This is a genomic window from Aquimarina macrocephali (assembly GCF_051627225.1).
Classification (GTDB): Bacteria; Bacteroidota; Bacteroidia; order Flavobacteriales; family Flavobacteriaceae; genus Aquimarina; species Aquimarina macrocephali.
In genome coordinates, this window is the sequence record NZ_CP151795.1 from 5,917,402 (window position 1) to 5,939,510 (window position 22,109).

General features: G+C 32.0%; 23 protein-coding genes. 7 read left to right on the forward strand and 16 right to left on the reverse strand.

The window, feature by feature from the left end; translation table 11 throughout:
- Positions 1–10: 10 nt before the first annotated feature.
- A complete protein-coding gene (locus AAFU52_RS25990) occupies positions 11–952 on the forward strand; it encodes a PorP/SprF family type IX secretion system membrane protein (protein ID WP_438424474.1) in 942 nt (313 codons plus the stop codon).
- A gap of 10 nt (positions 953–962) precedes the next feature.
- Positions 963–2,912 (forward strand): OmpA family protein, encoded by a 1,950-nt coding sequence (locus tag AAFU52_RS25995; protein WP_438424475.1) that lies wholly within the window; start codon positions 963–965, stop codon positions 2,910–2,912.
- Between the two features lie 32 nt (positions 2,913–2,944).
- On the opposite strand, the gene AAFU52_RS26000 is transcribed toward AAFU52_RS25995, so the two are convergent.
- From AAFU52_RS26000 to AAFU52_RS26070, 15 genes are all read right to left on the reverse strand, one after another.
- Entirely contained in the window at positions 2,945–3,439 is a 495-nt protein-coding gene (locus tag AAFU52_RS26000; protein ID WP_024770494.1) for a CAP domain-containing protein, read from the reverse strand.
- A gap of 222 nt (positions 3,440–3,661) precedes the next feature.
- Positions 3,662–5,326 (reverse strand): DNA repair protein RecN, encoded by a 1,665-nt coding sequence (gene recN, locus AAFU52_RS26005; protein ID WP_438424477.1) that lies wholly within the window; start codon positions 5,324–5,326, stop codon positions 3,662–3,664.
- 107 nt (positions 5,327–5,433) lie between these two features.
- Positions 5,434–6,318 (reverse strand): DUF4835 family protein, encoded by an 885-nt coding sequence (locus tag AAFU52_RS26010; RefSeq protein ID WP_024770496.1) that lies wholly within the window; start codon positions 6,316–6,318, stop codon positions 5,434–5,436.
- Positions 6,311–7,522, reverse strand: coding sequence for a bifunctional phosphopantothenoylcysteine decarboxylase/phosphopantothenate--cysteine ligase CoaBC (gene coaBC, locus AAFU52_RS26015; protein ID WP_438424481.1), 1,212 nt, complete (start codon positions 7,520–7,522; stop codon positions 6,311–6,313). The genes AAFU52_RS26010 and coaBC overlap by 8 nt, the downstream gene beginning before the upstream one ends.
- A 4-nt stretch (positions 7,523–7,526) precedes the next feature.
- Complete coding sequence (locus tag AAFU52_RS26020; RefSeq protein ID WP_101449737.1) at positions 7,527–7,859, reverse strand: DNA-directed RNA polymerase subunit omega; 333 nt, start codon at positions 7,857–7,859, stop codon at positions 7,527–7,529.
- 15 nt (positions 7,860–7,874) lie between these two features.
- A complete protein-coding gene (locus AAFU52_RS26025) occupies positions 7,875–8,669 on the reverse strand; it encodes an outer membrane protein assembly factor BamD (RefSeq protein ID WP_438424485.1) in 795 nt (264 codons plus the stop codon).
- Between the two features lie 230 nt (positions 8,670–8,899).
- Positions 8,900–9,826, reverse strand: coding sequence for an ion channel (locus AAFU52_RS26030; protein WP_438424486.1), 927 nt, complete (start codon positions 9,824–9,826; stop codon positions 8,900–8,902).
- Between the two features lie 20 nt (positions 9,827–9,846).
- Positions 9,847–10,719: a 4-hydroxy-tetrahydrodipicolinate synthase gene (gene dapA / locus AAFU52_RS26035; protein ID WP_024770501.1), complete on the reverse strand. Its 873-nt coding sequence runs from the start codon at positions 10,717–10,719 to the stop codon at positions 9,847–9,849.
- A gap of 1 nt (position 10,720) precedes the next feature.
- Positions 10,721–11,245 carry a DUF6913 domain-containing protein gene (locus tag AAFU52_RS26040; RefSeq protein WP_438424488.1) on the reverse strand — a complete coding sequence of 175 codons (525 nt, stop codon included), beginning with the start codon at positions 11,243–11,245 and terminating at the stop codon, positions 10,721–10,723.
- 925 nt (positions 11,246–12,170) lie between these two features.
- Entirely contained in the window at positions 12,171–12,866 is a 696-nt protein-coding gene (locus AAFU52_RS26045; protein ID WP_438424489.1) for a hypothetical protein, read from the reverse strand.
- 129 nt (positions 12,867–12,995) lie between these two features.
- Positions 12,996–13,682 carry a lysoplasmalogenase family protein gene (locus AAFU52_RS26050; RefSeq protein ID WP_438424491.1) on the reverse strand — a complete coding sequence of 229 codons (687 nt, stop codon included), beginning with the start codon at positions 13,680–13,682 and terminating at the stop codon, positions 12,996–12,998.
- Positions 13,679–15,673, reverse strand: a complete 1,995-nt coding sequence (gene ligA, locus AAFU52_RS26055) for an NAD-dependent DNA ligase LigA (RefSeq protein WP_438424493.1) — start codon at positions 15,671–15,673, stop codon at positions 13,679–13,681. Before ligA ends, AAFU52_RS26050 begins: the two co-directional genes overlap by 4 nt.
- Before the next feature lie 139 nt (positions 15,674–15,812).
- Positions 15,813–16,403, reverse strand: coding sequence for a TIGR00730 family Rossman fold protein (locus AAFU52_RS26060; RefSeq protein WP_438424496.1), 591 nt, complete (start codon positions 16,401–16,403; stop codon positions 15,813–15,815).
- Between the two features lie 15 nt (positions 16,404–16,418).
- A complete protein-coding gene (gene prmC / locus AAFU52_RS26065; protein WP_438424498.1) occupies positions 16,419–17,270 on the reverse strand; it encodes a peptide chain release factor N(5)-glutamine methyltransferase in 852 nt (283 codons plus the stop codon).
- Between the two features lie 18 nt (positions 17,271–17,288).
- Positions 17,289–17,777: a GNAT family N-acetyltransferase gene (locus tag AAFU52_RS26070; RefSeq protein WP_438424500.1), complete on the reverse strand. Its 489-nt coding sequence runs from the start codon at positions 17,775–17,777 to the stop codon at positions 17,289–17,291.
- A 239-nt stretch (positions 17,778–18,016) separates the two neighbouring features.
- Between AAFU52_RS26070 and AAFU52_RS26075 the strand changes: the two genes are divergently transcribed.
- Genes AAFU52_RS26075 through AAFU52_RS26095 form a run of 5 tightly spaced genes read left to right on the forward strand, consistent with a single transcriptional unit; the run spans position 18,017 to position 21,508 of the window.
- Positions 18,017–18,367 carry a hypothetical protein gene (locus AAFU52_RS26075; protein ID WP_438424502.1) on the forward strand — a complete coding sequence of 117 codons (351 nt, stop codon included), beginning with the start codon at positions 18,017–18,019 and terminating at the stop codon, positions 18,365–18,367.
- Positions 18,368–18,369: 2 nt separating this feature from the next.
- Positions 18,370–19,416 (forward strand): bifunctional diaminohydroxyphosphoribosylaminopyrimidine deaminase/5-amino-6-(5-phosphoribosylamino)uracil reductase RibD, encoded by a 1,047-nt coding sequence (gene ribD, locus AAFU52_RS26080; RefSeq protein WP_438424503.1) that lies wholly within the window; start codon positions 18,370–18,372, stop codon positions 19,414–19,416.
- Positions 19,409–20,017, forward strand: a complete 609-nt coding sequence (locus AAFU52_RS26085; protein WP_438424506.1) for an HAD family hydrolase — start codon at positions 19,409–19,411, stop codon at positions 20,015–20,017. The genes ribD and AAFU52_RS26085 overlap by 8 nt, the downstream gene beginning before the upstream one ends.
- A complete protein-coding gene (locus tag AAFU52_RS26090; RefSeq protein ID WP_438424508.1) occupies positions 20,014–20,883 on the forward strand; it encodes an EamA family transporter in 870 nt (289 codons plus the stop codon). Before AAFU52_RS26085 ends, AAFU52_RS26090 begins: the two co-directional genes overlap by 4 nt.
- A gap of 10 nt (positions 20,884–20,893) precedes the next feature.
- Positions 20,894–21,508 carry an IMPACT family protein gene (locus tag AAFU52_RS26095; protein WP_438424509.1) on the forward strand — a complete coding sequence of 205 codons (615 nt, stop codon included), beginning with the start codon at positions 20,894–20,896 and terminating at the stop codon, positions 21,506–21,508.
- Here the strand turns inward: AAFU52_RS26095 and AAFU52_RS26100 are convergent.
- Positions 21,505–21,909: an acyl-CoA thioesterase gene (locus tag AAFU52_RS26100; protein ID WP_024770516.1), complete on the reverse strand. Its 405-nt coding sequence runs from the start codon at positions 21,907–21,909 to the stop codon at positions 21,505–21,507. The two genes, AAFU52_RS26095 and AAFU52_RS26100, sit on opposite strands and share 4 nt — an antisense overlap.
- Positions 21,910–22,109 lie beyond the last annotated feature (200 nt).

Below are 22,109 nucleotides of genomic sequence, written 5' to 3' on the forward strand. Positions count from 1 at the left end.
AAAATAATTAATGGGCATCGCAAAAAACAAAATAGCAGTACTATTAATACTATGCATTAGTTTTATCGGATATGCACAGCAATTACCGCAGTTTACGCAGTATATGTTTAATACTATATCCATAAATCCGGCCTATGCAGGTAGTAGAGAGACATTAAGCATTGTAGGTTTACACAGGAGTCAATGGACAGGAATACGAGGAGGTCCTCAAACTCAGACACTATCTGCTCATTCTCCCTTACGAAACGAAAAAATAGGAGTTGGATTATCCGTAATACGTGATACTCCAGGTTTTGAAAACTACTTATATATTTATGGTGATTTCTCGTATTCTATTAATATTACAGATAATTCCAAATTAGCTTTTGGATTTAAAGGTGGGGTTACTAATTACAATCTAGATCAGGAATTTTTAAATGACCCCGAAGTAACTGGGGATCCTTTCTTCGGAAATTATTCTAATCGATGGAACCCTAATATTGGGGTAGGATTATATCTCCATTCAGACAGATGGTACTTTGGACTATCATCACCAAGAATATTAAACACAGACAATAATCGTACTGCTGAAACGTCTACGGTAGAGTATGTAGCACTAGAACGCGTTAGTTATTATTTTACAGGTGGGTATGTATTTGACCTCTCTACAAACACAAAATTAAAACCATCGGCTCTTTTTAAAGCAACTAATGGCGCACCAATTTCTGTTGATTTAAATGCAAACCTCCTATTTTATGAAAAATTTTGGCTCGGAGGCTCATACAGATATAATGAACATACCGCTTCTATCGGAGCCTTAGCAGATTTTCAAGTGACAAAACAAATTAGAATTGGCTATGCTTACGAACATTTTATTTCAGATATACGACCATATATAGGTGGTACTCATGAAATTTTACTGATGTATGAATTGTTTAACGAAAAGCGTGTTAGATCTCCCAGGTACTTTTAATACCATACGTATGAAAAATATAATATTTCTAATTTTAGCATTTCTGTTTAGTACTTTTATTCATGCTCAAAAAGTAAAGGTAGCAGATAAATATTTTAGAGATTTTGCATATTTAAAAGCCATAGAATTATATAAAGAAGCATTAAAAAAAGAAGATAGCAGCGAACATATTCTATCTAGAATTGGAGATTGTTATTATAACAATTCTAACTCGGATCAAGCATATTTTTGGTACAATAAAGCAGTTAACAAATACAATAAAATACACCCTCAATACATCTATAAGTACATACAAACCTTACGCAGCTTAGGCAAATACAATAAAGCCAATCAGTGGCTTAAAAAGTTTAAAACACTTCAACAAAATGGTAAGCACACTAAAGATTTTGAAAGTATAAGTCTTGAAAAATTTCAAGAATTGTCTACTCCAAAAGATATTCATGTTAGGGTAATAAACTTAAACTCCAATAGCAAATTTTCTGATTTTGGCGGGTATGAACAAAATGGAAATTTATATTTTTCATCATCTAGAGCAGATGAAACTACTAAAGGCAAAAAGAAAATTTACAAATGGAACGGAGAACCTTATTTAAATATTTATCAATCTACAATTGATCGAATTGATTCGACCATTGTAGTAAAGGATATTACTCCCATTTCTTCAGACAAAGTAAATTTAAAAAACGAACACGAAGGGACATTAACACTCACCAATGATGGTAAAACACTCTATTTTACCAGAAACAACATTAATAAAAGAAAAAAAACATCTTATGATAAAGAAGGTAATTCTAATCTAAAATTGTATAGAGCTAAGCTTAAAGGCAATCAATGGACAGCTGTTGAAGAATTACCATTTAATGATAAAACTTTCTCTACAGGACACCCAACATTAAGTCCTGATGAAAAGACCTTATATTTTGTATCGGATAGAAAAGGTGGATATGGCCAATCAGATATATATAAAGTTACTATTAATGATGATGGTTCTTTTGGTACTGTAAAAAATTTAGGTGATAAAATTAATACCGAAGGCCGGGAAGTATTTCCTTTTGTAGCAAAAGATTCTACATTATATTTCTCATCAGACAGTCATATAAATCTTGGGTTTTTAGATATTTACAAATCTAATATACTCAAAAAAAGAGTTGATGAGGATATAGAGATTAAGAACCTTGGAGCTCCTTATAATAGTGGTTACGATGATTTTGCTTTCTTCTTAAACCCAGATGGTGATTCTGGATATTTCTCTTCTAATAGAATTGGAGGTAAGGGAAGTGATGATATATATACATTTGACAAGTATGAATGTAAACAAGTTTTGACCGGTGTGACATACGATAAGCTCACCTTAGAATCACTTGCAGATGTTACAGTAAAAATCATTGATGAAACCGGTAAAATTATTAGCACTACCCTATCTGACAACAACGGCAAATACATTTTTGAAGAAATATCATGCGGAAAAACATATTCTATCCTAGCTACAAAAGCAAATTACAGACCTGATTCAAAACAGTTCTCAACAACTACAACTAATGGAAGTGAGCTCAAATTAGATTTATATCTAACTCCACTAATTATAAAAAAAGAAATTGTGGTCAATCCTATTTTCTTTGATTTTGACAAATATAATATTCGTGCAGATGCAGCATATGAATTAGAGAATATTGTTAATGTAATGCGAGAAAACCCTAAAATGATTATCAAGATTGAATCCCATACAGATAATCGGGGTAGTGCAAAATATAACATGAAGCTTTCTAATAAACGTGCTAAAGCTACCAGGGATTACATTTCATCCAGAGGAATTGCTGCAGAAAGAATTCCGAGTGCTATAGGCTATGGCGAATCTCAATTATTAAACAAGTGCGGCATAAACAACAAACCTCCCTGTACAGAAAAAGAACATGATGAAAATAGACGCTCAGCTTTTTTAATCCTCAATGACTATCAATAGCTAGTATACCTCTTGAAGTAATTAGAAGGCTACTATCTTTTAATAAAAATATTAGTGCAATACATCTCTCCATTTTCATTTTGTTCTATAGAGATATCAAAATCTGTAAAATCGCCTTCTATAGTACTTCTATGGCTATCACTTTTTATCCATGCATTAACAATAGATTCTGCAGAGGAATAACCATACCCTACATTTTCGGCTACTTTGCTTGCTCCTGTATTAGTAACAAGATATGATTTACGCTCATAAAAATAATCGTGAGATATGTTATTTTGCTTAATCATATAATCTGTATGACTATATGCTTGTGATTTTATAACATCTAAAGATTCAAGAGTGTTTAAACCTTTAGAAATCCTATAGTTATTTATAAGATCCAAAATTTCAATTTCTATTGACTTTACTTCGGGAACAATAAATTCTTTATTAGAAGACCCTAAATCTTCTTCAACATTTTCTGCAGAACACGAATATAACAACATTGCCATACAAGCAATATAGATTACTTTAATAGGTGATTTCATAATTTGGGGGCGTAGGCTTGGGGCTACTGGCACAAACTACAAAATAAAAGAAAACAACCTGATCTTAAAATGTTAAAATCGATAAAAAACACCCTTTAAACGATTTATATCGCAAATAATCGATAAAATACACAGTCTTAACACTTTAAGACTTGTTTTTTAGTTATTAGATCAAAGCGTATAACAATCTACTTATTTATGGTAGATTCACAACTTTTCTATCTAATTTAAGGCTGAATCTAATAAGGATTTTGCATGGGTTAATGCCGAATCAGAAATATTTTTACCACCTATCATTTCGGCAATTTCTTTAATTCGTTCTTCCTCACTTAACAATTTAAGCTGAGTAATGGTAGTATTTTGTATATCTTCTTTATAAACTTTATAATGGTTTTGACCATTAGCAGCGATTTGTGGCAAGTGTGTAATGCTAAAAACTTGTAGGTTTTTACTCATATTCATCATTAAATCTGCCATTTTATGAGCAACTTCACCTGATACACCAGTATCTATTTCATCAAAAATTATTGTAGGTAATTGCGTATATCTTGATAGAATAGATTTAATAGCGATCATAATTCTTGATAGTTCTCCTCCGGAAGCTACTTTTTTAAGTTCCCCAAAAGCGCCTCCTTTATTGGCAGAGAATAAAAATGTCAGCACTTCTTTTCCATTAGAAAAATACTTATCCTGTAGTTCTAAAGAGGCTTGAAATGCAGCATTTGGCATCCCTAACGCTTTAAGAATATCTTCTAGCTCCTTTATCAGTAAAGGAAGTGCCTTATTTCGTTTCTTATGAATCTTTTCTGCAACCTTATCTAATTGAGATTGAATAGTGACTATTTCTTTTTTAAGCCTCTCTATATCTTCAGAAAGAGATTCTGTTTTAGAAACTTTTTCTCGCAGCGTATCTGCTATTACAATCAATTCTTTTATATCTGATACTGTATGTTTCACTTGCAGATTATGTAATAATTGCAAACGCTGGCTAATTTGCTCTAGTCGTCCAGGGTCTGCCTCCAGTTTTTCTAATTCATCAAGCAAAGAACTGCTTATATCATCCAGCTCTATATAAACACTTTGGATTCTCTGAGAAAGTTCTTGCAAAGACCCAGAATACGATTCTATCTTAGAAAGGTTATTTTTAATTGTATTTAATTGATCAGACACCCCAACTTCTTCTGAAGACATTATAGAAACTGATCCTGATAATCGTTCCTGAATTTCTTCTATGTTATTAAGTTGATCGTATTGCTCTTCTAATTCCTGAAGTTCTCCAGGTTTAAGCTTTGCCTCTTCTAATTCATTCAAAAGAAAAGCATTGTAGTCATATTCTTTTGTGAAATTTTCTTGATCAGTTATAAGAACGCCTACTTCTTTTTCTTTCTCTTTTAAGAGCTCAAGACCTCTTCGGTAAGATTTTATTTCGCGATCTGCATCAGCTAATGCATCTAACACCTCAAACTGAAAGTCATTTGTAGTTACTTCTAATGTTTGATGTTGACTATGGATATCTATTAATCTACCTCCCAGAGATACTAGTGATTGCAAGGTGACCGGAGTGTCATTTATAAAGGCTCTGGATTTACCCGATGGCAGAATCTCTCGTCTAATTATAGTTTGATCTTCATAATCCAATGCTGCTTCTTCAAAAAAAGAATTAAGTCCATATTTTTTTACATCAAAAACTCCTTCTATGACACATTTTTGAGAGTTATCTTTAACACTGCTAAGATCAGCTCTTTTTCCTAATAACAGTCCCAAAGCACCAAGCAATAAAGATTTACCCGCTCCAGTTTCTCCTGTAATCGTTATTAAACCAGAATCAAAAGCTACTTGTAGCTCTTCTATTAAGGCGAAGTTTTTTATAGAAAGACCTTTTAGCAAAGGATAGAAAAGTTTTTGTTGTTTTTAAAAAAGTAAAGATACCATTTACAATAATTAAAAATAGTATTTAAATTTTTAATTATACTCATTTCAAAATAAAGTGTTTTTTAAAACTTTATAGTTTTCCAGCTTTCTGAATAGGTAGGTGCTACTTTATTAAGTATCTCAACGGTTTCAGCAATATTAACTGAAGGTCCTCCAGAAAGAACACTTGAAATTTCATCAGCTTTGGCATCAAAAAACACTCTCATTATATAAGAATTAGGCCTAGTATTATGCATTTCTTCAAGTGATTTCATAGATTCAGTAATCGTTTCTTTCCCTTTTTTTACATTATTATACATAACATCTAGTCCTTCTCTATGATAGGTATACATTGTTTTTCTATACCCTTCATACGTTCCTGAAAGAAGATCATCATTAAGTCTAAATCTATTAGGGTTTTGTTCCCTAGCCCATCCAAGTGTGTTACTACCTTGTGCATTACCAACAATATTTTTAGCTTCCTGATAATAGCTGGTTCCACTATTTAGTTCAAAAGTATCTGCATCTACACCTAAAATAGTATATAAATAAAATGCAACCACAGAGATTAAATTCGACTCAAAGTTATTTGGATTATAATTTAAAGGTTGAAATTCTAAGTAATTAAAATTAAACTGCTTATCATTTATATTAAAGATTGTAGTATTATAACTAGATCCATATACCGGACGAGATGCCTGCACTTGCACAGTAGCAGAAAAAACATCGTTATCGTAACTACTTATAGTGATAAAAAAACTACAATTAATCCTTTCTTCTGTTCGATAATCTACAGAAGTCCATTTTGAGTTATTAATAAATTCGGTTAATGAACGCTCTAAGGTTTTAAAGACTTGTAAATTGGGATTACCCGTTTGTTCTGCATTAACAGCTACAGTAGCATTAAACTCCTGAGCGTTAACCCCTAAGCTAACTATAAATACGATAACAAGCAACAACCTATTCATTGTTCAATGTATTAATTTCATTAAATATATCTTGTGCGACTTCTGACTTTGTTTTTAAGTCAAACGCTTTAATCTCCAATTTATGATTAATCAATGTTACTTTATTCGTTTGTCCCTTAAAACCAGCTCCTTTATCATTAAGAGAGTTAAGAACAATTAAATCTAAGTTCTTATTTTTCAATTTATTCTTAGCATTCTCTTCTTCATTTTCTGTTTCTAAAGCGAATCCTACAAGAAATTGATTTTTCTTCTCTGCTCCCATCCATTTAAGGATATCATTTGTTCGCTCTAATTTAATAGAAAATTCTGTATCTGCCTTTTTTATTTTTTGATCTGATATGTTTTTAGGCCTATAATCTGCAACTGCTGCAGATGCAATTGCAATATCACAATCACTGTATACAGAAACCACAGCTTCATACATATCTTTAGCACTAATTACATTAACCACATGAATAAGAGTATGATCAATTTTAAGAGCAGACGGTCCTAAAACAAGAGTTACTTGTGCTCCTAAATTAGCTGCTGTTTTGGCAAGTTCGATACCCATTCTACCACTAGAGTGATTACCTATAAACCTTACCGGATCAATTGCTTCATATGTAGGGCCCGCAGTGATCAGGACCTGTTTACCTTTTAACGGAAGTTTATCTAAAATATCTTTTTCTACAAATTCAATAATAGTAGAAGGCTCTGCCATACGTCCCTGACCAATCAAACCGCTTGCCAATTCTCCTGACTCTGCAGGGATCATGATATTACCAAACTCTTGTAATGTTTTAAACGTTTGATGAGTAGAAGGATGATTATACATATCCAAATCCATCGCTGGAGCGAAATAAACAGGGCATTTTGCAGATAAATAGGTTGCTAACAGCAAATTATCACTATTTCCTGTTGCCATTTTGGATAAGGTATTAGCAGTAGCTGGTGCTATGATCATAAAATCTGCCCATAGCCCTAAATCCACATGGTTATTCCAAACTGCATTCTCATCTTCATCATCAAAAAAAGAGGAATGAACGGGATTTTTAGATAGTGTAGATAACGTAAGCGGAGTTACAAAATCCTTAGCAGCAGGGGTCATTATCACTTTTACCTCTGCTCCTGATTTAATAAATAAGCGCACTAAGCTTGCTGTCTTATATGCAGCAATACCAGCGGTGACACCAATTAAAATCTTTTTACCGCTTATTATAGACATAAATTTATAGAGACTCTGTGTCTACTTTTGTATTTCTGTGATAAATCTTACCTTCTAACCATTCTTGTACTGCCAAAGCATGTGGTTTAGGTAATCTTTCATAGAATTTAGAAACTTCAATTTGCTCTTTATTCTCAAAAATCTCTTCTAAACTATCATTATAAGTAGCAAACTCATCTAATTTTTCAAGAAGTTCTTTCTTGATATCGGTATTGATTTGAGTTGCTCTTTTTGATATTATCGAAATTGCCTCATAGATATTATCTGTTGGCTGATCGATACGATTTTTATCAATAGTAGTTGTGTTTACTGGCGCATTACTTTTTTTCAAATCCATCTTCTACTTTATTTTCTATTTATATTGTTCTAATCTTGTCTTTATATCTTCTCCTAATTCTTCTGCTTTTTCTAAATACTCTCCTTCTGTCTTATAATATTTTTTATAACTATTATAATACCCTTGAGCAGCTTCTAAACGTTCTCTTACTAAACTTTCATAACTACCAATTGCTAAAAGATACTCTGACTCTAATTTGTAATATAATACTTTTTCTCTATAAGGAGATCCTGGGTGATCTATAAGGTAGTTATCAAAAGCCGAAATAGCTACTTTATAATTCTCTCTGTGATGATATCGTTTAGCAACTTCATATGCTTTTCTTTCTTTCTTATCTCTAAGTTCTGCAACTAACTTATTTGCTTCTTTTAAATTTTCACTTTCGGGATACGCATTAATATATGCCTGAAGTTTTTCGAGTGCTTTATCTGTATCTTCCTGATCCAAACTATATCTTGGAGATAAATCATAATAGCTTTTAGCTCCTTTATAAAATGCTTCTTCTCTTTTTTGACTCTTTGGGTAAGATTTAGTAAATCTTTCAAATTGGTATCCTGCAAGATAAAAATCTTCTAATTGATAATATGTATCCGCATAATAGAACATTATTCTTTCTGCTTGCGGCTTACCTCTATACTGGGGTACAATCTGTTCAAAAAGCTTTAAAGCTTTTTTATACTTCCCTTCTTTGTACAAGCTCTCTGCCGTTTTATATTTAGCGGCTAAATCTTCGCCTCTTAGTACCTTTTGGTATTCACTACAAGATCCTAAAAATAATACACAAACAAGTAAATACAATAATCTCTTCATATCTTAAAAAAACATCTGGCAAAAGTATATATTTCTGCCGTATTACAAAAACTTTAATTCATCTATTCACCTGTCATTCTCTATTGTTCTATAATTAAGCAGGTAGAATTGGCTAATAAACATTTCTGTTTATATCAATTTATTGATTTTAGCTCATTTCAATAACTATATAATTAGAGGTATGTTGCAGAATTAAACCGTATTTAACACTCTATACTAATTTTACAAAATTAAGTAGAACTATGCGGTAAGGTTTTATCCAGGTTATTATGATCCAAAATTGTATAGCCATCATCATCATAATAAAATGCCGGAATAAATTTTTGATCTTGTTTTAAATTCTTTAATACATAAGAATGAACCTGGTGAACTTCTTGTGCAAAAGATTCATCATAATAACTAGCTAGTATTAAAATTTCTCCGTTTAATTTTTGCAATTGTTCTTTACTAAATTCTTTTAACGGGCTCGATTCGTCTATAGGATGTACAATAGTCCAGGTTGTAGGCAGATACGTAATCGAATTTCTTTCTAGTTTTAGATTGTAAAAATTATTTACATATTTTTCACCCTTACTTTCCTGAGATAAAGAGAGTGTAGCTTCTATTTTAGGTCGAATCATTACATTAGCACTTCTACTCATTAATCTAAACATAATACAATCTACTCCATTATGTTTCCTATACACCATACTGCTACTAAATCTAATATTTGCTCTTGGTCTAGAAAACCTACCATACAACAATCCTGTAATAAAGGAAAAACTTAACAACCCTATAAGTGCTTCAAAAGAAGAAATAATACCAAAAACTAGTCCTTTTGGTGCCATTGCTCCATACCCCACAGTCGTAATAGTCTGAGCCGAAAAAAAGAAGGCATTAAGAAAATCTTTAAAAACACTTCCTGTAGGTTCTGTGATATTTGATATTCCTAAAAACGTATAGATAATAGCAAATAATGCATTAACCAAAGTATACCCCAATACTACCCATAAGAAGAATTTGGTCCAGCTAATACTGATTAAGTAATTATAGCTCTCGGATAAAGAACTTGGTCTATTGATGTGTTTTATATTAAAAGAACCATCAGAATTGATAAATCGTTTAGCATGTTTATTAGAGGACTTACCTATACCTGGGTCTTTTATTTTTTTAGCCATCACTTCATTTTTGAAAACGATTAATCTTCAACAAACTCTTCTATTCTTTTTGCTAAATTGTCTGAAACGGGTATTAATGGTAAGCGAAGATTGTCATCACATACGCCTTTTACTTTCAGGATATTTTTTATTCCAGCAGGATTTCCTTCTTCAAAAGCATAATCTATAGCTGGTAATAATGCATATAGTTTCTCAAATGCTTTTTTTGTTTCTCCCGATAACCCTAATCGTATCATTTCTGAAAACGATGCTGGAAACCCTTGACCAACCACACTTATTACTCCATCTCCACCTGCTACCACAGCTGGCAATGCCAATGTATCATCACCAGAAATCACAAGGAAATCAGATGGTTTGTTTTTGATAATCTGTAAAACTTGTGTAAAATCCCCCACTGCTTCTTTAATCCCAATTATTTTATCTAATTGAGCAAGGCGTAAGGTTGTTTCTGCTGTCATATTAGTTGCTGTTCTGGATGGAACATTATACAATATAACAGGTAAAGTCGTAATATCGTTTATAGCTTCATAATGTCTGTAAATACCTTCTTGACTAGGTCTGTTATACATAGGAACAACAGAAAGAACAGCATCAAAATCAGATGAATTGACTTCTTTAATCTCATCAACAACAGCCGATGTATTATTTCCTCCTACTCCGATTACCAAAGGGAGTCTTTTATTATTTATCGCTACAATATGCGCTGTTAAATTTTTCTTTTCTTCTTTTGAGAGCGTAGCTGACTCTGCTGTAGTCCCTAATACGACTAAATACTCTACGTTTCCTTCTATACAAAAATTAACTAATGATGTAACACCATCATAATCTATCGATCCATCTTTATTAAAAGGAGTAGCTAATGCTATACCTGTTCCTCTTAGAAAATCACTCATACTATATAATCTGTAAAATTTTTAAATATTTTTTAAGCTCTGATATAAAAAGATTGGTATCATTTGTTGATGCTCCGATAATCAAATCGTTAATTCGATTATCTACCTCTGCAAAACCAACTTTAAATTTAGCCTTAGAAGCTGCTGCTACATAGTTTAACTCTACAGTATTTTTTTCATAAAAATTGATCAAAACATCAAAATCCTTATCTACAAAATCTTGTAAAGATTTACTTTTTATTGCACCATTTACTCCAAAACTCTTATCATTATAATAAGCTGCATCCTTATCATCTATAATTTCTTTCTGATCTTCTTTATAGCCTATTACTTTAAGCTCTTCTGATTTTACACCTAATTCATTAGCAAGTTTCAACAATGAAACGATATTAATAGATTGAGTTGCATCAATAAGAACTGCAAGCGTTTTTAAATTAGAAACGTTTTGAGATCTAGCTTCTCTTTCCCCGAGATATGCTTCGACACTTTTCTTTATTGCATTCCTTTTAAGACCTTTTAAAATCATTTATTAAAAAATTAATAAGCCACAAATGTAGCCATTTTACAAATTAAAATCATCTGGTATACTTCGAGAAAAAACAAAAACTTCACAATTAACACAACTTAATGATTTTTGTTAAATCTATAAATATTTGTCTTCTAAACGCTTCTTTTTAACAAGTTTTGTTTCCACAAAAAAAATAGTGAAAAAGTATATCCCTGCTATTTCTACAATATTGATCAATGTAGTAAATAACCTACTATAAAAATATAATTCATTTATTGCAAGAAATGCATCTACAAATAAAGTACAGCACGAAGCTATAAAAAGATAAATTGATTTCTCATATCGATTAGCAACATAAATAAAAAAACAAACTGTAACAAATAAAAGAAGACTTACTATTATCAATAGTACTGATTCTACAGAATTTATAATTTTTGGCAAAACTAACCTCGTAATAGAAAAAATAAGATACCCAATCAAAAGTATACTAACTATTGCTTGAGGTGACATCAATTTATTTAGTTTTATTTCTTGTATTGATATGAAATTCTTTAGTAAAAGTAAGCACAAGGCATAGAACAAGGCATAGAACAAGGCAATTAGAATTGCAATAGTGGAAAAATACTTTACAAAGTCTAAATACACAAAAACATCGGTTGCAGCAATTACAAGCATACTTAAAGGAAACAAAAGATTAGTTTTTTTTACAAATCTTTGATACAAGAAGATTAATGATATAGGAACAATTGGTTTCACATATATCAACACCCATTTATCAAAAAAAATAGCTACACATATAACGATTAAAAAAGTAAAATAGGTAAATAAATATGTAATGTTTATTTTTTTCAAGGAGTTTTTAAAAGATTACAAGATTCATATATAGTATTAATTTAAGTAATATGTATTTCTGTCTTAACAGCTAGTTCTTCGTTATTTAAAATCAAAAACCTTCAAACTCTTCAGATTTAAGGACTAATGATTTAGTTATCATATAGTGTACTAAAAAAACAAGAGCAAGCGGACTGCATATTAACATAAGTACATTAAGTTCTTTAGACCGTAGATAAAATCTATCGATCAAGAACATAAAGTCACTAAATGCAAAATTCAACATGGATAAAAAAAACCATAACGATTTTTCTGATCGAATGTTTATATAATGCATCGCTCCTATAATTAGTAAAACATAAACTAATAATAAATAGAGAAACCCTAATACTTGCATTTCTCCCATAGGGTCTTTAAGCTCCAGGTAAGCCATAAAAAATATAACTGTAAACAGAGAACTACCCAATACTAGAGTAAAGACATCTCTGCTACTATATACGAATGACTTATGATTATAATACAAGAAAAAAAAAAACAAGATATAAGCTACTATATGCGCCTCTATCTGAAATTTTACAACATTATCAATAGCATAAAACACACCTAACTCTTTTATAACAAAAACTAAAAGAACAATAACTTTAAATATTCTTATTCGTTTAGAATCTACAAAATAAAGAGTGGTTATTAATACTACAAGAACTAAACTAGTGTATGTGTTTAATAAATCATTTTGAAACACAAACCCTAATACTTGTATAATAATTAAAAAAGAAATTAAAAGCTTTAGTAGTTTTCCTCCATTCATTAATTTTAATTTGCATCCAAAAAATCAACACAATTCTCTATAGGACACTTTGTTACACAATTATATAATTTTTCCCTTACACAAGATACTAAATTTTGAGATAACACAAAATAGCCTTAAAATCCTTCCTTACAATTTATTTAATTTTAAAGAAGTAGGACTAGATATCTTAAACTGTACAAGAAAAAAAACAGCTAATAATTGATAAATAGAATTAATAATTTCAAATTCGATTGAAGAAACATAAAACTTGTTTAACGCAAAGCAAGAATCACTAATAACAAAATTTAATATTGCGATCAAAAACCATAACGACTTGGTTGATCTAACATTTACATAATGAAAAACCGTTCCTATAAACAGAAAATATAATATCAGTAAATACACCAATCCATAGTATTTAAGATCACCCATTCCTATATGTATTGCGTCATAAATTTCATAAACAATAAGAGACCACACCACAAAGAAAATTGACAAATAGGCAATATCAGTACCATCATAATCTATAGGTTTATGATTTTTATATAAAAAATAGAATAGTAATAAATAACAAACACCATAACTTAATAAGACATACACAAAACTATCCTTTAAATCTGTCAATAGAAATATATCTCCCAGAAAGCAAAGAAGCAAAACCAATAAAAACAGAATACTTATACGCTTTGTATTAAACCAGTACAGCATAAAAAACAAAGGGACAGTGGTTGGCTTTACATAAAACTCTAAATCAGGCCAGTTCATAGCAGTACTCAATACACAAAGCCCTCCTGTAATGAGTAATAACGCCTTAATAAGAGTTCTTATTTTCATGCTATTTTACTAAGAAATTCGTCTTCGCTAATAATAGGAATCTCCAATGCTTTCGCTTTTTCTAACTTGCTAGGCCCCATATTAGCACCAGCAACAATAAAAGAAGTTTTAGAAGAGATAGAACTAGAAATTTTACCTCCATTATCTTCTATCATTTTCTTAAGTTCATTACGTGATACTTTTTCAAAAACTCCAGAAACCACAAATGTCTGCCCCTGTAAAGTATCTGTTTGATTTGCCAGTTTTTCTGCAGAAACTTCTAATTGAACACCATATCGTTTTAACCTGTTAATTAAATTTCTATTTTCTTCGGAAGCAAAAAATTCTACTACACTTTGAGCTATCTTTATTCCTATCTCATCTACATTTACCAGTTCTTCTTCTGAAGCTTCAATAATAGCATCAATAAACTTATAATGTTTAGCGAGCTTCTTTGCTACAGTTTCTCCCACATATCGAATTCCTAATGCAAACAAAACACGCTCAAAGGGGATTTCTTTAGATTTTTCTATTCCGGCAATAAGGTTTTCTGCACTTTTTTCTGCCATCCTCTCTAAAGGAATAACCTGCTCTTTTTTTAACTCATAAAGATCTGCATAGTTTATAATCAAGTCTTCATTAACCAGCAGTGCTACAGTTTCCCCTCCGAGTCCATCGATATCCATCGCTTTACGAGAAATATAATGCTGTATTCGACCAATTATCTGAGGTGGACATCCTTGGTAATTAGGACAATAATGCTGGGCTTCTCCTTCTTTACGAATAAGATCTGTATGACATTCTGGGCATTGAGTTATATATACTGTTGGTTGCGAATTGTTGTCTCTTTTTTGAAAATCAACTGCTATTATTTTTGGAATAATTTCTCCTCCTTTTTCAACAAAAACCGTATCCCCCTCACGTATATCCAGTTTTGCTATCTGGTCTGCATTATGCAAAGAAGCCCTTTTTACAGTAGTCCCTGCAAGCAATACAGGTTCTAGGTTAGCCACCGGAGTAATTGCACCTGTCCTACCTACCTGATATGTAATTTCATGAAGAGTTGTAAAAACTTGTTCGGCTTTAAACTTATAAGCCATAGCCCATCTTGGGGCTTTGGCTGTAAAACCAAGTTCCTCCTGTTGCTGAAGATCATTTACCTTAATCACCACACCATCTGTTTCGTACGGCAAATTGTGGCGATGCTCATCCCAGTATGCTACAAAATCCAACACCTCATCAATCGAATGTACCAATTTGGATTCTGCAGGAACCTTAAATCCCCATTCTCTGGCCTTTTCTAAACTTTCGAATTGAGTAACAATTCCTAATCTATTTCCTATAATACTATACAGCAAACAATCTAACGGTCGCTTAGCCGTTTCGGCACTATCCTGCAATTTCAGACTACCAGAAGCAGTATTTCGAGGATTAGCATAAGGATCTTCTCCTACTGCTATTCGCTCTTCATTCATTTTTGCAAAACCTTCGTAAGGCAAAATAATTTCACCTCGTATATCAAATTTTGGAGGAAAACCACCTTTTAGCTTTAGCGGTACAGAATTAATGGTTTTTACATTTGTTGTAACATTATCTCCTTGAATACCATCTCCTCTAGTTACTGCTTTTGCCAATACTCCATCTTCATAAGTAAGACTTATCGATGCTCCATCATATTTAAGTTCGCAGGTATAATTCACCTCTCCATCGACCAACTTTTTAATACGTTTTTCCCAATCCAATAAATCTTCTTTTGAATACGAATTATCCAGAGAATACATTCGATGCTCATGAACTATTGTTTCAAAATTCTTAGTCACTTCACCCCCAACCCTAAGTGTTGGAGAATTAGGATCATAGTACTCTGGGTGTTTTTCTTCTAATTCCTGTAGTGTTTTGAGTTTCATATCAAACTCATAATCACTTATTACAGCGGCATCCAGTACGTAGTAGTTATAATTATGTTGCCTTAGTTCTTCCCTTAATTGATTGATGTGTTGTTCTGTATTCATTGATACTTATATGTCTTGTTTTTTTAATGGTCAGACAGAATACCTACCCTATATTGGCAGATTTAATGATTAAGACTTATTCTTTATTGTTTTTAATACTTTTTTAAAATCGTTTCGTTCTCGTTCAATTACCATGATATCATGTTCTTTCTGGCTTTAACCATTTTGGCACTTGTACCGGCTTGAAGGTTCTCATTTTTTCTAATAACCTATCTATATCATCATCAACAAGAAGCAGCTCATAGTTTTCCATTTTTAAAAACCCTCTTCGTACCATATTTTCTAACAAAGCTAACAGATCATTGTAAAACCCTGCAGTGTTTAAAAGTCCAATTGGTTTTTGATGCAGGCCTAACTGAGACCATGTTATAATTTCAAACAATTCTTCTAATGTCCCGAATCCTCCAGGTAATGTAATAAAGCCATCGCTAAGCTCCTGCATTTTCATCTTTCGTTCGTGCATATTAGCAGTAGTAATCAGCTCATACAATCCTTGATGCACTACTTCTTTTCGTTTTAAAAATTCTGGAATCACCCCTATCACTTTTCCTTTTTGCTGCATCACTCCTTGAGCAACCTTGCCCATTATCCCAATTTTTGCAGCACCATAAACCAGAGTGATTTTTTGCTGGGCTAGTTTTTCTCCTAATAAAAGTGCCTCGGTAATAACCCTGGTATCGTTTCCTTCACTGCTTCCACAAAATACACAAATTGAATTCAGATTATTCATATCAACAGGTTTTTTTTAATTTAAACAAGCTCTTATCATACGTTCATTACCGTATAAATCTTTACGTACCTCTACAGATTTAAATCCTTTACTCTTGATCATATTTTTGGTTTCTACACCTAGGTACTGATTAATTTCAAAATACAAACCGCCATTTTCTTTTAATTTTTCTTTTGCCAAATCTGTAATTTTTTTATAAAAGAGTAAAGGTTCATTATCAGAAACAAATAGTGCTTGTTGTGGCTCATTATCCAGTACATTAGGCCTCATTTCTTTCTTCTCTAATTCACGTACATAAGGCGGATTAGAAACTATGATATCAAAATCTTGAAATAGTTCTTCGACCTCTAGAATATCTGATTTAATAAATGTTATGTCCACTTGATTTTTCTTTGCATTGTCTCTTGCAACCTGTATAGCCTGTTCTGATATGTCCATTGCATACACTTTGGCTTCAGGTATTTTTTTTGCCAAAGAAATAGCTATACAACCACTTCCTGTGCCAATATCCAATATTGTTATTGATTGTTTATCCTTTTTTTGATCTTCTATAATCCAACCCACCAACTCTTCTGTTTCTGGTCTTGGAATTAGCACATTTTCATTGACCACAAATGGTATTCCGTAAAAATAAGTTTCTCCAATTATATATTGAATAGGTTCTTGTTTTTCGAGTCGTCTTCTGGCTTTATCAAAATTCGCTTTTTCATCTATGGTAAGTATTTTATCCAGATGCATAGCAACATCTACTCTTTTAAGCCCTAAAATCTCTTCAGAAAGTATATAAAAAAAAGATAGTATTTCTTCAGAATCATAGATTCTGGATAACGAATTTGTAAAATTAGCCCTAAGGTCTTTTATCTTCAATTTGAAGTTTATTTTAGATTATAAATCTTTTATCATCCATGCCTGACAACTATAATGCCCGGTATCCCCAATCGGCTCTTCCAAAGGAATGAAGCCTACTTTTTTATATAATTTTCTGGCAGACTCCATATAAGGCATGGTTTCCAAATAACATTTGGCATATCCTTGTTCTTTTGCAAAATCAAGACATCTATTTATCATCTTATACCCAACTCCTTTGCCCCTTGCTTGTGGTAAGAAATACATTTTTTGCAACTCGCAAATATCACCAGCAACCTCTCCTTCTAATGGAGCAATACCAGCGCCACCAATAATTTCACCCTCTTCTTCGACCACATAATACTGCATTCTTGAATAGTCGTATGTTTCATACATACTATCTAAGGATTTATCTTCATAAGCAGTACCAACCTTAGGCACCCCCATTTCTATTAAAACTTCTCGTATTACCGAGGCAATTACTTTATTATCTTTTAGCTGTATTGCTCGTATTTTTATATCACTCATTATATTTAAAATACTATTTTTGTTGTATCACAAAAACGTGAACCAGAAGATTCTTCTGATCTTCGTTTGAATAAAAAATCAGCTTCTAAAAAGGTATTGAAATATACGTTAAATCTAACAAGGAATCAATGAATAAGTTTCTATTATTATCAACATTGCTTATAGGTATCACCAGCTGTTCTATTTCTAAAAAACCTAAATTTAAATACGTCAACAATATTGAGGTTAAAAATGTCAGTATGCGCAATATAACGCTCAAAGCAGATGCTGTTTTCAATAATCCAAATAACATAAAAGGAAAACTTTCGATAGACAGCATACACATTTTTGTTGATAACATTGATGTCGGAGCGCTCTCTTCGCAAGAGTTCGATGTTCCTTCAAAAAATGAATTCGCCATTCCGCTAGAAGGAACTTTTTCACTTTCTAAAGTCTATAAAAAAAATAAAAACAGTATACTTGGCAGCGTACTAAAAGTAATCCAAAGTGATTCACTTGATATACACTATAAAGGAGTAATTCGATATCATTTTGGAAATTTCTCTTATCCATACACAATTGACAAACAACAAAAGGTAAGACTAAAATAAAAGTGACAATACACAAAAAATATATAAAACGATGTATCCAGTTGGCCAAAAACGGACTAGGAACGACCTACCCAAATCCTTTGGTGGGTAGTGTAATTGTACATAACGACAGTATCATTGGTGAAGGATGGCATTATCAATCTGGAAAACCTCATGCCGAAGTAAATGCCATTGCTTCTGTAAAAAACCATTCCCTCTTAAAAGATGCTACAATCTATGTTAGCCTAGAACCCTGTAGCCATTTTGGAAAAACACCTCCTTGCAGTGATCTTATTATTGAAAAAGGAATAAGAAAGGTCGTTATTGGTACAATAGATACTTTTGCAAAAGTATCGGGCGCTGGAATTCAAAGGTTAATGAATGCTGGTTGTGATGTAACTGTTGGAGTTCTAGAAAATGAATGCTTAGCATTAAACAAAAGGTTTTTTACTTTTCACAATAAAAAAAGGCCATATATTATCCTAAAATGGGCAGAAACTACAGATGGTTATATTGCACCGGTTTCTACCAACAAAAGAGAGCCTGTCTGGATTACAAATACATATTCCAGGCAAATTGTACACAAATGGCGAGCAGAAGAACAAGCTATTTTAGTAGGAAGCCAAACTGTTATTAAAGACAACCCTAAACTTACTATCAGAGATTGGGCTGATCAACATCACCCTACTAGAGTTGTCATTAACAGATCAGGGAAAATCCCTAAAGATTCTGCCGTACTGGATCAATCAATAAAGACCATAGTGATTACTTCAGAAAAATTTAAAAAAGACAATAGCAATACTATTATTTATGAAATTGTCGATTCACAAGAGAATCTTACCAAAGAGATATGCAGCATTCTCTATAAACACAACATCCAATCAGTGATCATAGAAGGAGGATCTTATACACTACAATCCTTTATTGATAAAAATCTCTGGGATGAGGCGAGGGTTTTTGAAGGAAATACTACTTTTGGAACCGGAATAAAAGCCCCCATACATAAAGGAAATCTAATTTCTGAACAAAAAATCATGACAGACACACTAAAGATATATCAAAATGATTAAAACTATAATTTTTGATTTTGGAGACGTCTTTATCAATTTAGACAAGCCCGCAACAGAAAGAGAATTATACAATCTAAGAAATGAAAAGCTCACTACAGAAATACGAGAGCTTAATATTTTATATGAAGCAGGCAAGATTACTACAAAAGAGCTTATAGAAAACTTTCAGAAGTTTATCCCTGAAGCTTCAGAGAAGCAACTTACTGATGCCTGGAATGCTCTTTTGCAAGATTTTCCTAAACATCGCCTAGAATTTATTCAAAAACTAGCTTCAGAACAACGCTATAAGTTGATCTTACTTAGTAATAATAATGAATTACACATTAATTGGATCAAAAAACATATTAGCTTTTTCCCCGCTTTCAAATCATGCTTTGATGCTTTTTACCTCTCTCATGAAATCAATTTACGAAAGCCAGAACCTTATATTTTTGAATTTGTTCTAGAACAACATCAATTAAACCCAAGTGAAACCCTTTTTATTGATGACACAAAGGACAATACAGACACTGCCGCCGCACTGGGAATGCATACCTGGAACAACAATCCTGTAACCGAAGATGTTACAGATTTATTTACCATAAAATCTGATTTATTTTGATCTATTTAGTTTTAAGTGTCCTAGCGTCTACTCTGATTTTTATCATCTTTAAGTTGTTTTCTAAATACCAGGTAGATACACTACAGGCAATTGTTGTAAACTATGTTGTAGCTTCTATTTCGGGAATCATAGCATACTCAGAACCAATAGACTTACCTTCTGTATCTGGAAAAGAGTGGTTTTATGGAGCAATGATTTTGGGTGTAATATTCATATCTGTATTTAACCTAATGGCAATTACTACTCAAAGAAATGGTCTATCTGTAGCTGCAGTAGCGACCAAAATGAGCTTAGTGATCCCCATCATATTTGGAATTATAGTATACCAAGAGAGTACAGGTATAGTAAAAGTCATAGGTATCCTAATTGCACTTATAGCAGTTTACCTTACTTCTGTTAAAACCACCGGAGGAATCCCTTTAACAAAAAAGAATCTAATCTTTCCGTTACTGGTTTTTATAGGAAGTGGGGTTATTGATACTAGCATTAAATTTTTAGAAACACATTATGTGGCCAAAAATGATATTCCTGTTTTTTCTGCTACTATTTTTGGATTTGCCGCAATTGTCGGAATTATTACATTAGCATTTAAAGCAATAACCGGAACATTAAAAATTGCGCTTAAAAATATTATTGCAGGGATTATATTAGGAGTTCCTAATTATTTTTCGATCTATTTCCTGATTCAGGCATTGCGCCATGATAGCATGGATAGCTCTACAGTATTCACCATTAATAACGTAGCCATCCTTTTGGTTTCAACTCTTGCAGGAATTCTTTTTTTTAAAGAGAAATTAATCCTTAAAAACTGGATAGGCATCATTCTGGCGATTATTAGCATTATTTTGGTTGCCTTTTCTATATAGCATACACCCATTGGAAATAAAAGACACATATAAAACAATTAATATCCCCGGAGAGGAAGCTCTTTTTAAAGATCGAAATAGCAAGTTTTTTGGATACACATTTCCTATTACTACAGAAGAGGAAGCCAAACATATTATTACTGACCTTAAAAAGAAGCATCACTCTGCCCGACATTGGTGTTATGCCTGGAAAATAGGAACAGAACCCTCTAGATATCGTATCAACGATGATGGTGAACCTTCTAATTCTGCCGGACAACCCATTTATGGCCAGATTCTATCTTTTGATGTTACTAATATATTAATTGTTGTTGTGCGTTATTTTGGAGGTGTAAAATTGGGAGTTGGTGGATTAATCAACGCTTATAGAACTGCAGCTCAATTAGCGCTTGAGACTTCAGAAATAGTTGAAAAAACAATTAATATTGATTTTGTAATTATTTTCGAGTACAAAGACATGAATAAAGTAATGAGAATTATTAAAGAACATAATCTAAACATCACTAAACAAGATCATGAATTGAATTGTAAAATTCATATTTCTGTAAGAAAAAAGTTTGCTGATAAAATAAAAGACGTTTTTTCCCCGTTGTATGATATAGAAATTAGAAAAACACAGGATTAATAGTTTTTTATTTTTTCAAGCAAGTAAGAGGGACATGGAATAGGTTTTCTTGTTTTACTATCAACAAAGACTAAAGTTGTAGATGCCGTTGTTAGCAATTCATTATCTTTATTAAAAATCTCAAAATCGAAAGTGATTTTTGCTGTAGGAATTTTCCTTAGCGAAGTTTTAACAATTAATTCATCGTCGAAGAAAGCAGATTTCTTAAATTTAAAGTCTAATGTAAACACGGGAAGCATAATACCATTTTCTTCCATTGATTTATATGAAACCCCTAATCGGGATAACCAATCAATTCGTGCCAATTCTAAATACTGCGCGTAGTTACCATGATATACTACACCCATCTGATCTGTTTCAGAGTATCGCACCTTTAGTAAAGTTTCTGAAGTGATAAACATATTTTAAAAATGAGGGGTTATTTAGTTAAATTAAAAGTAGTATTGCCAAATTATGCAAAAAAAATAATTAATATTCAACCCCTAAATCATTTTTTTTTTACATTTTTTGTTCACATATTTGTCATGCAAAAACAGTAAGGAGTTTTTCAGCAATTTCTTTTTAGTACCTTAACACAAAAAAAGTAAACCTGACCACAAGA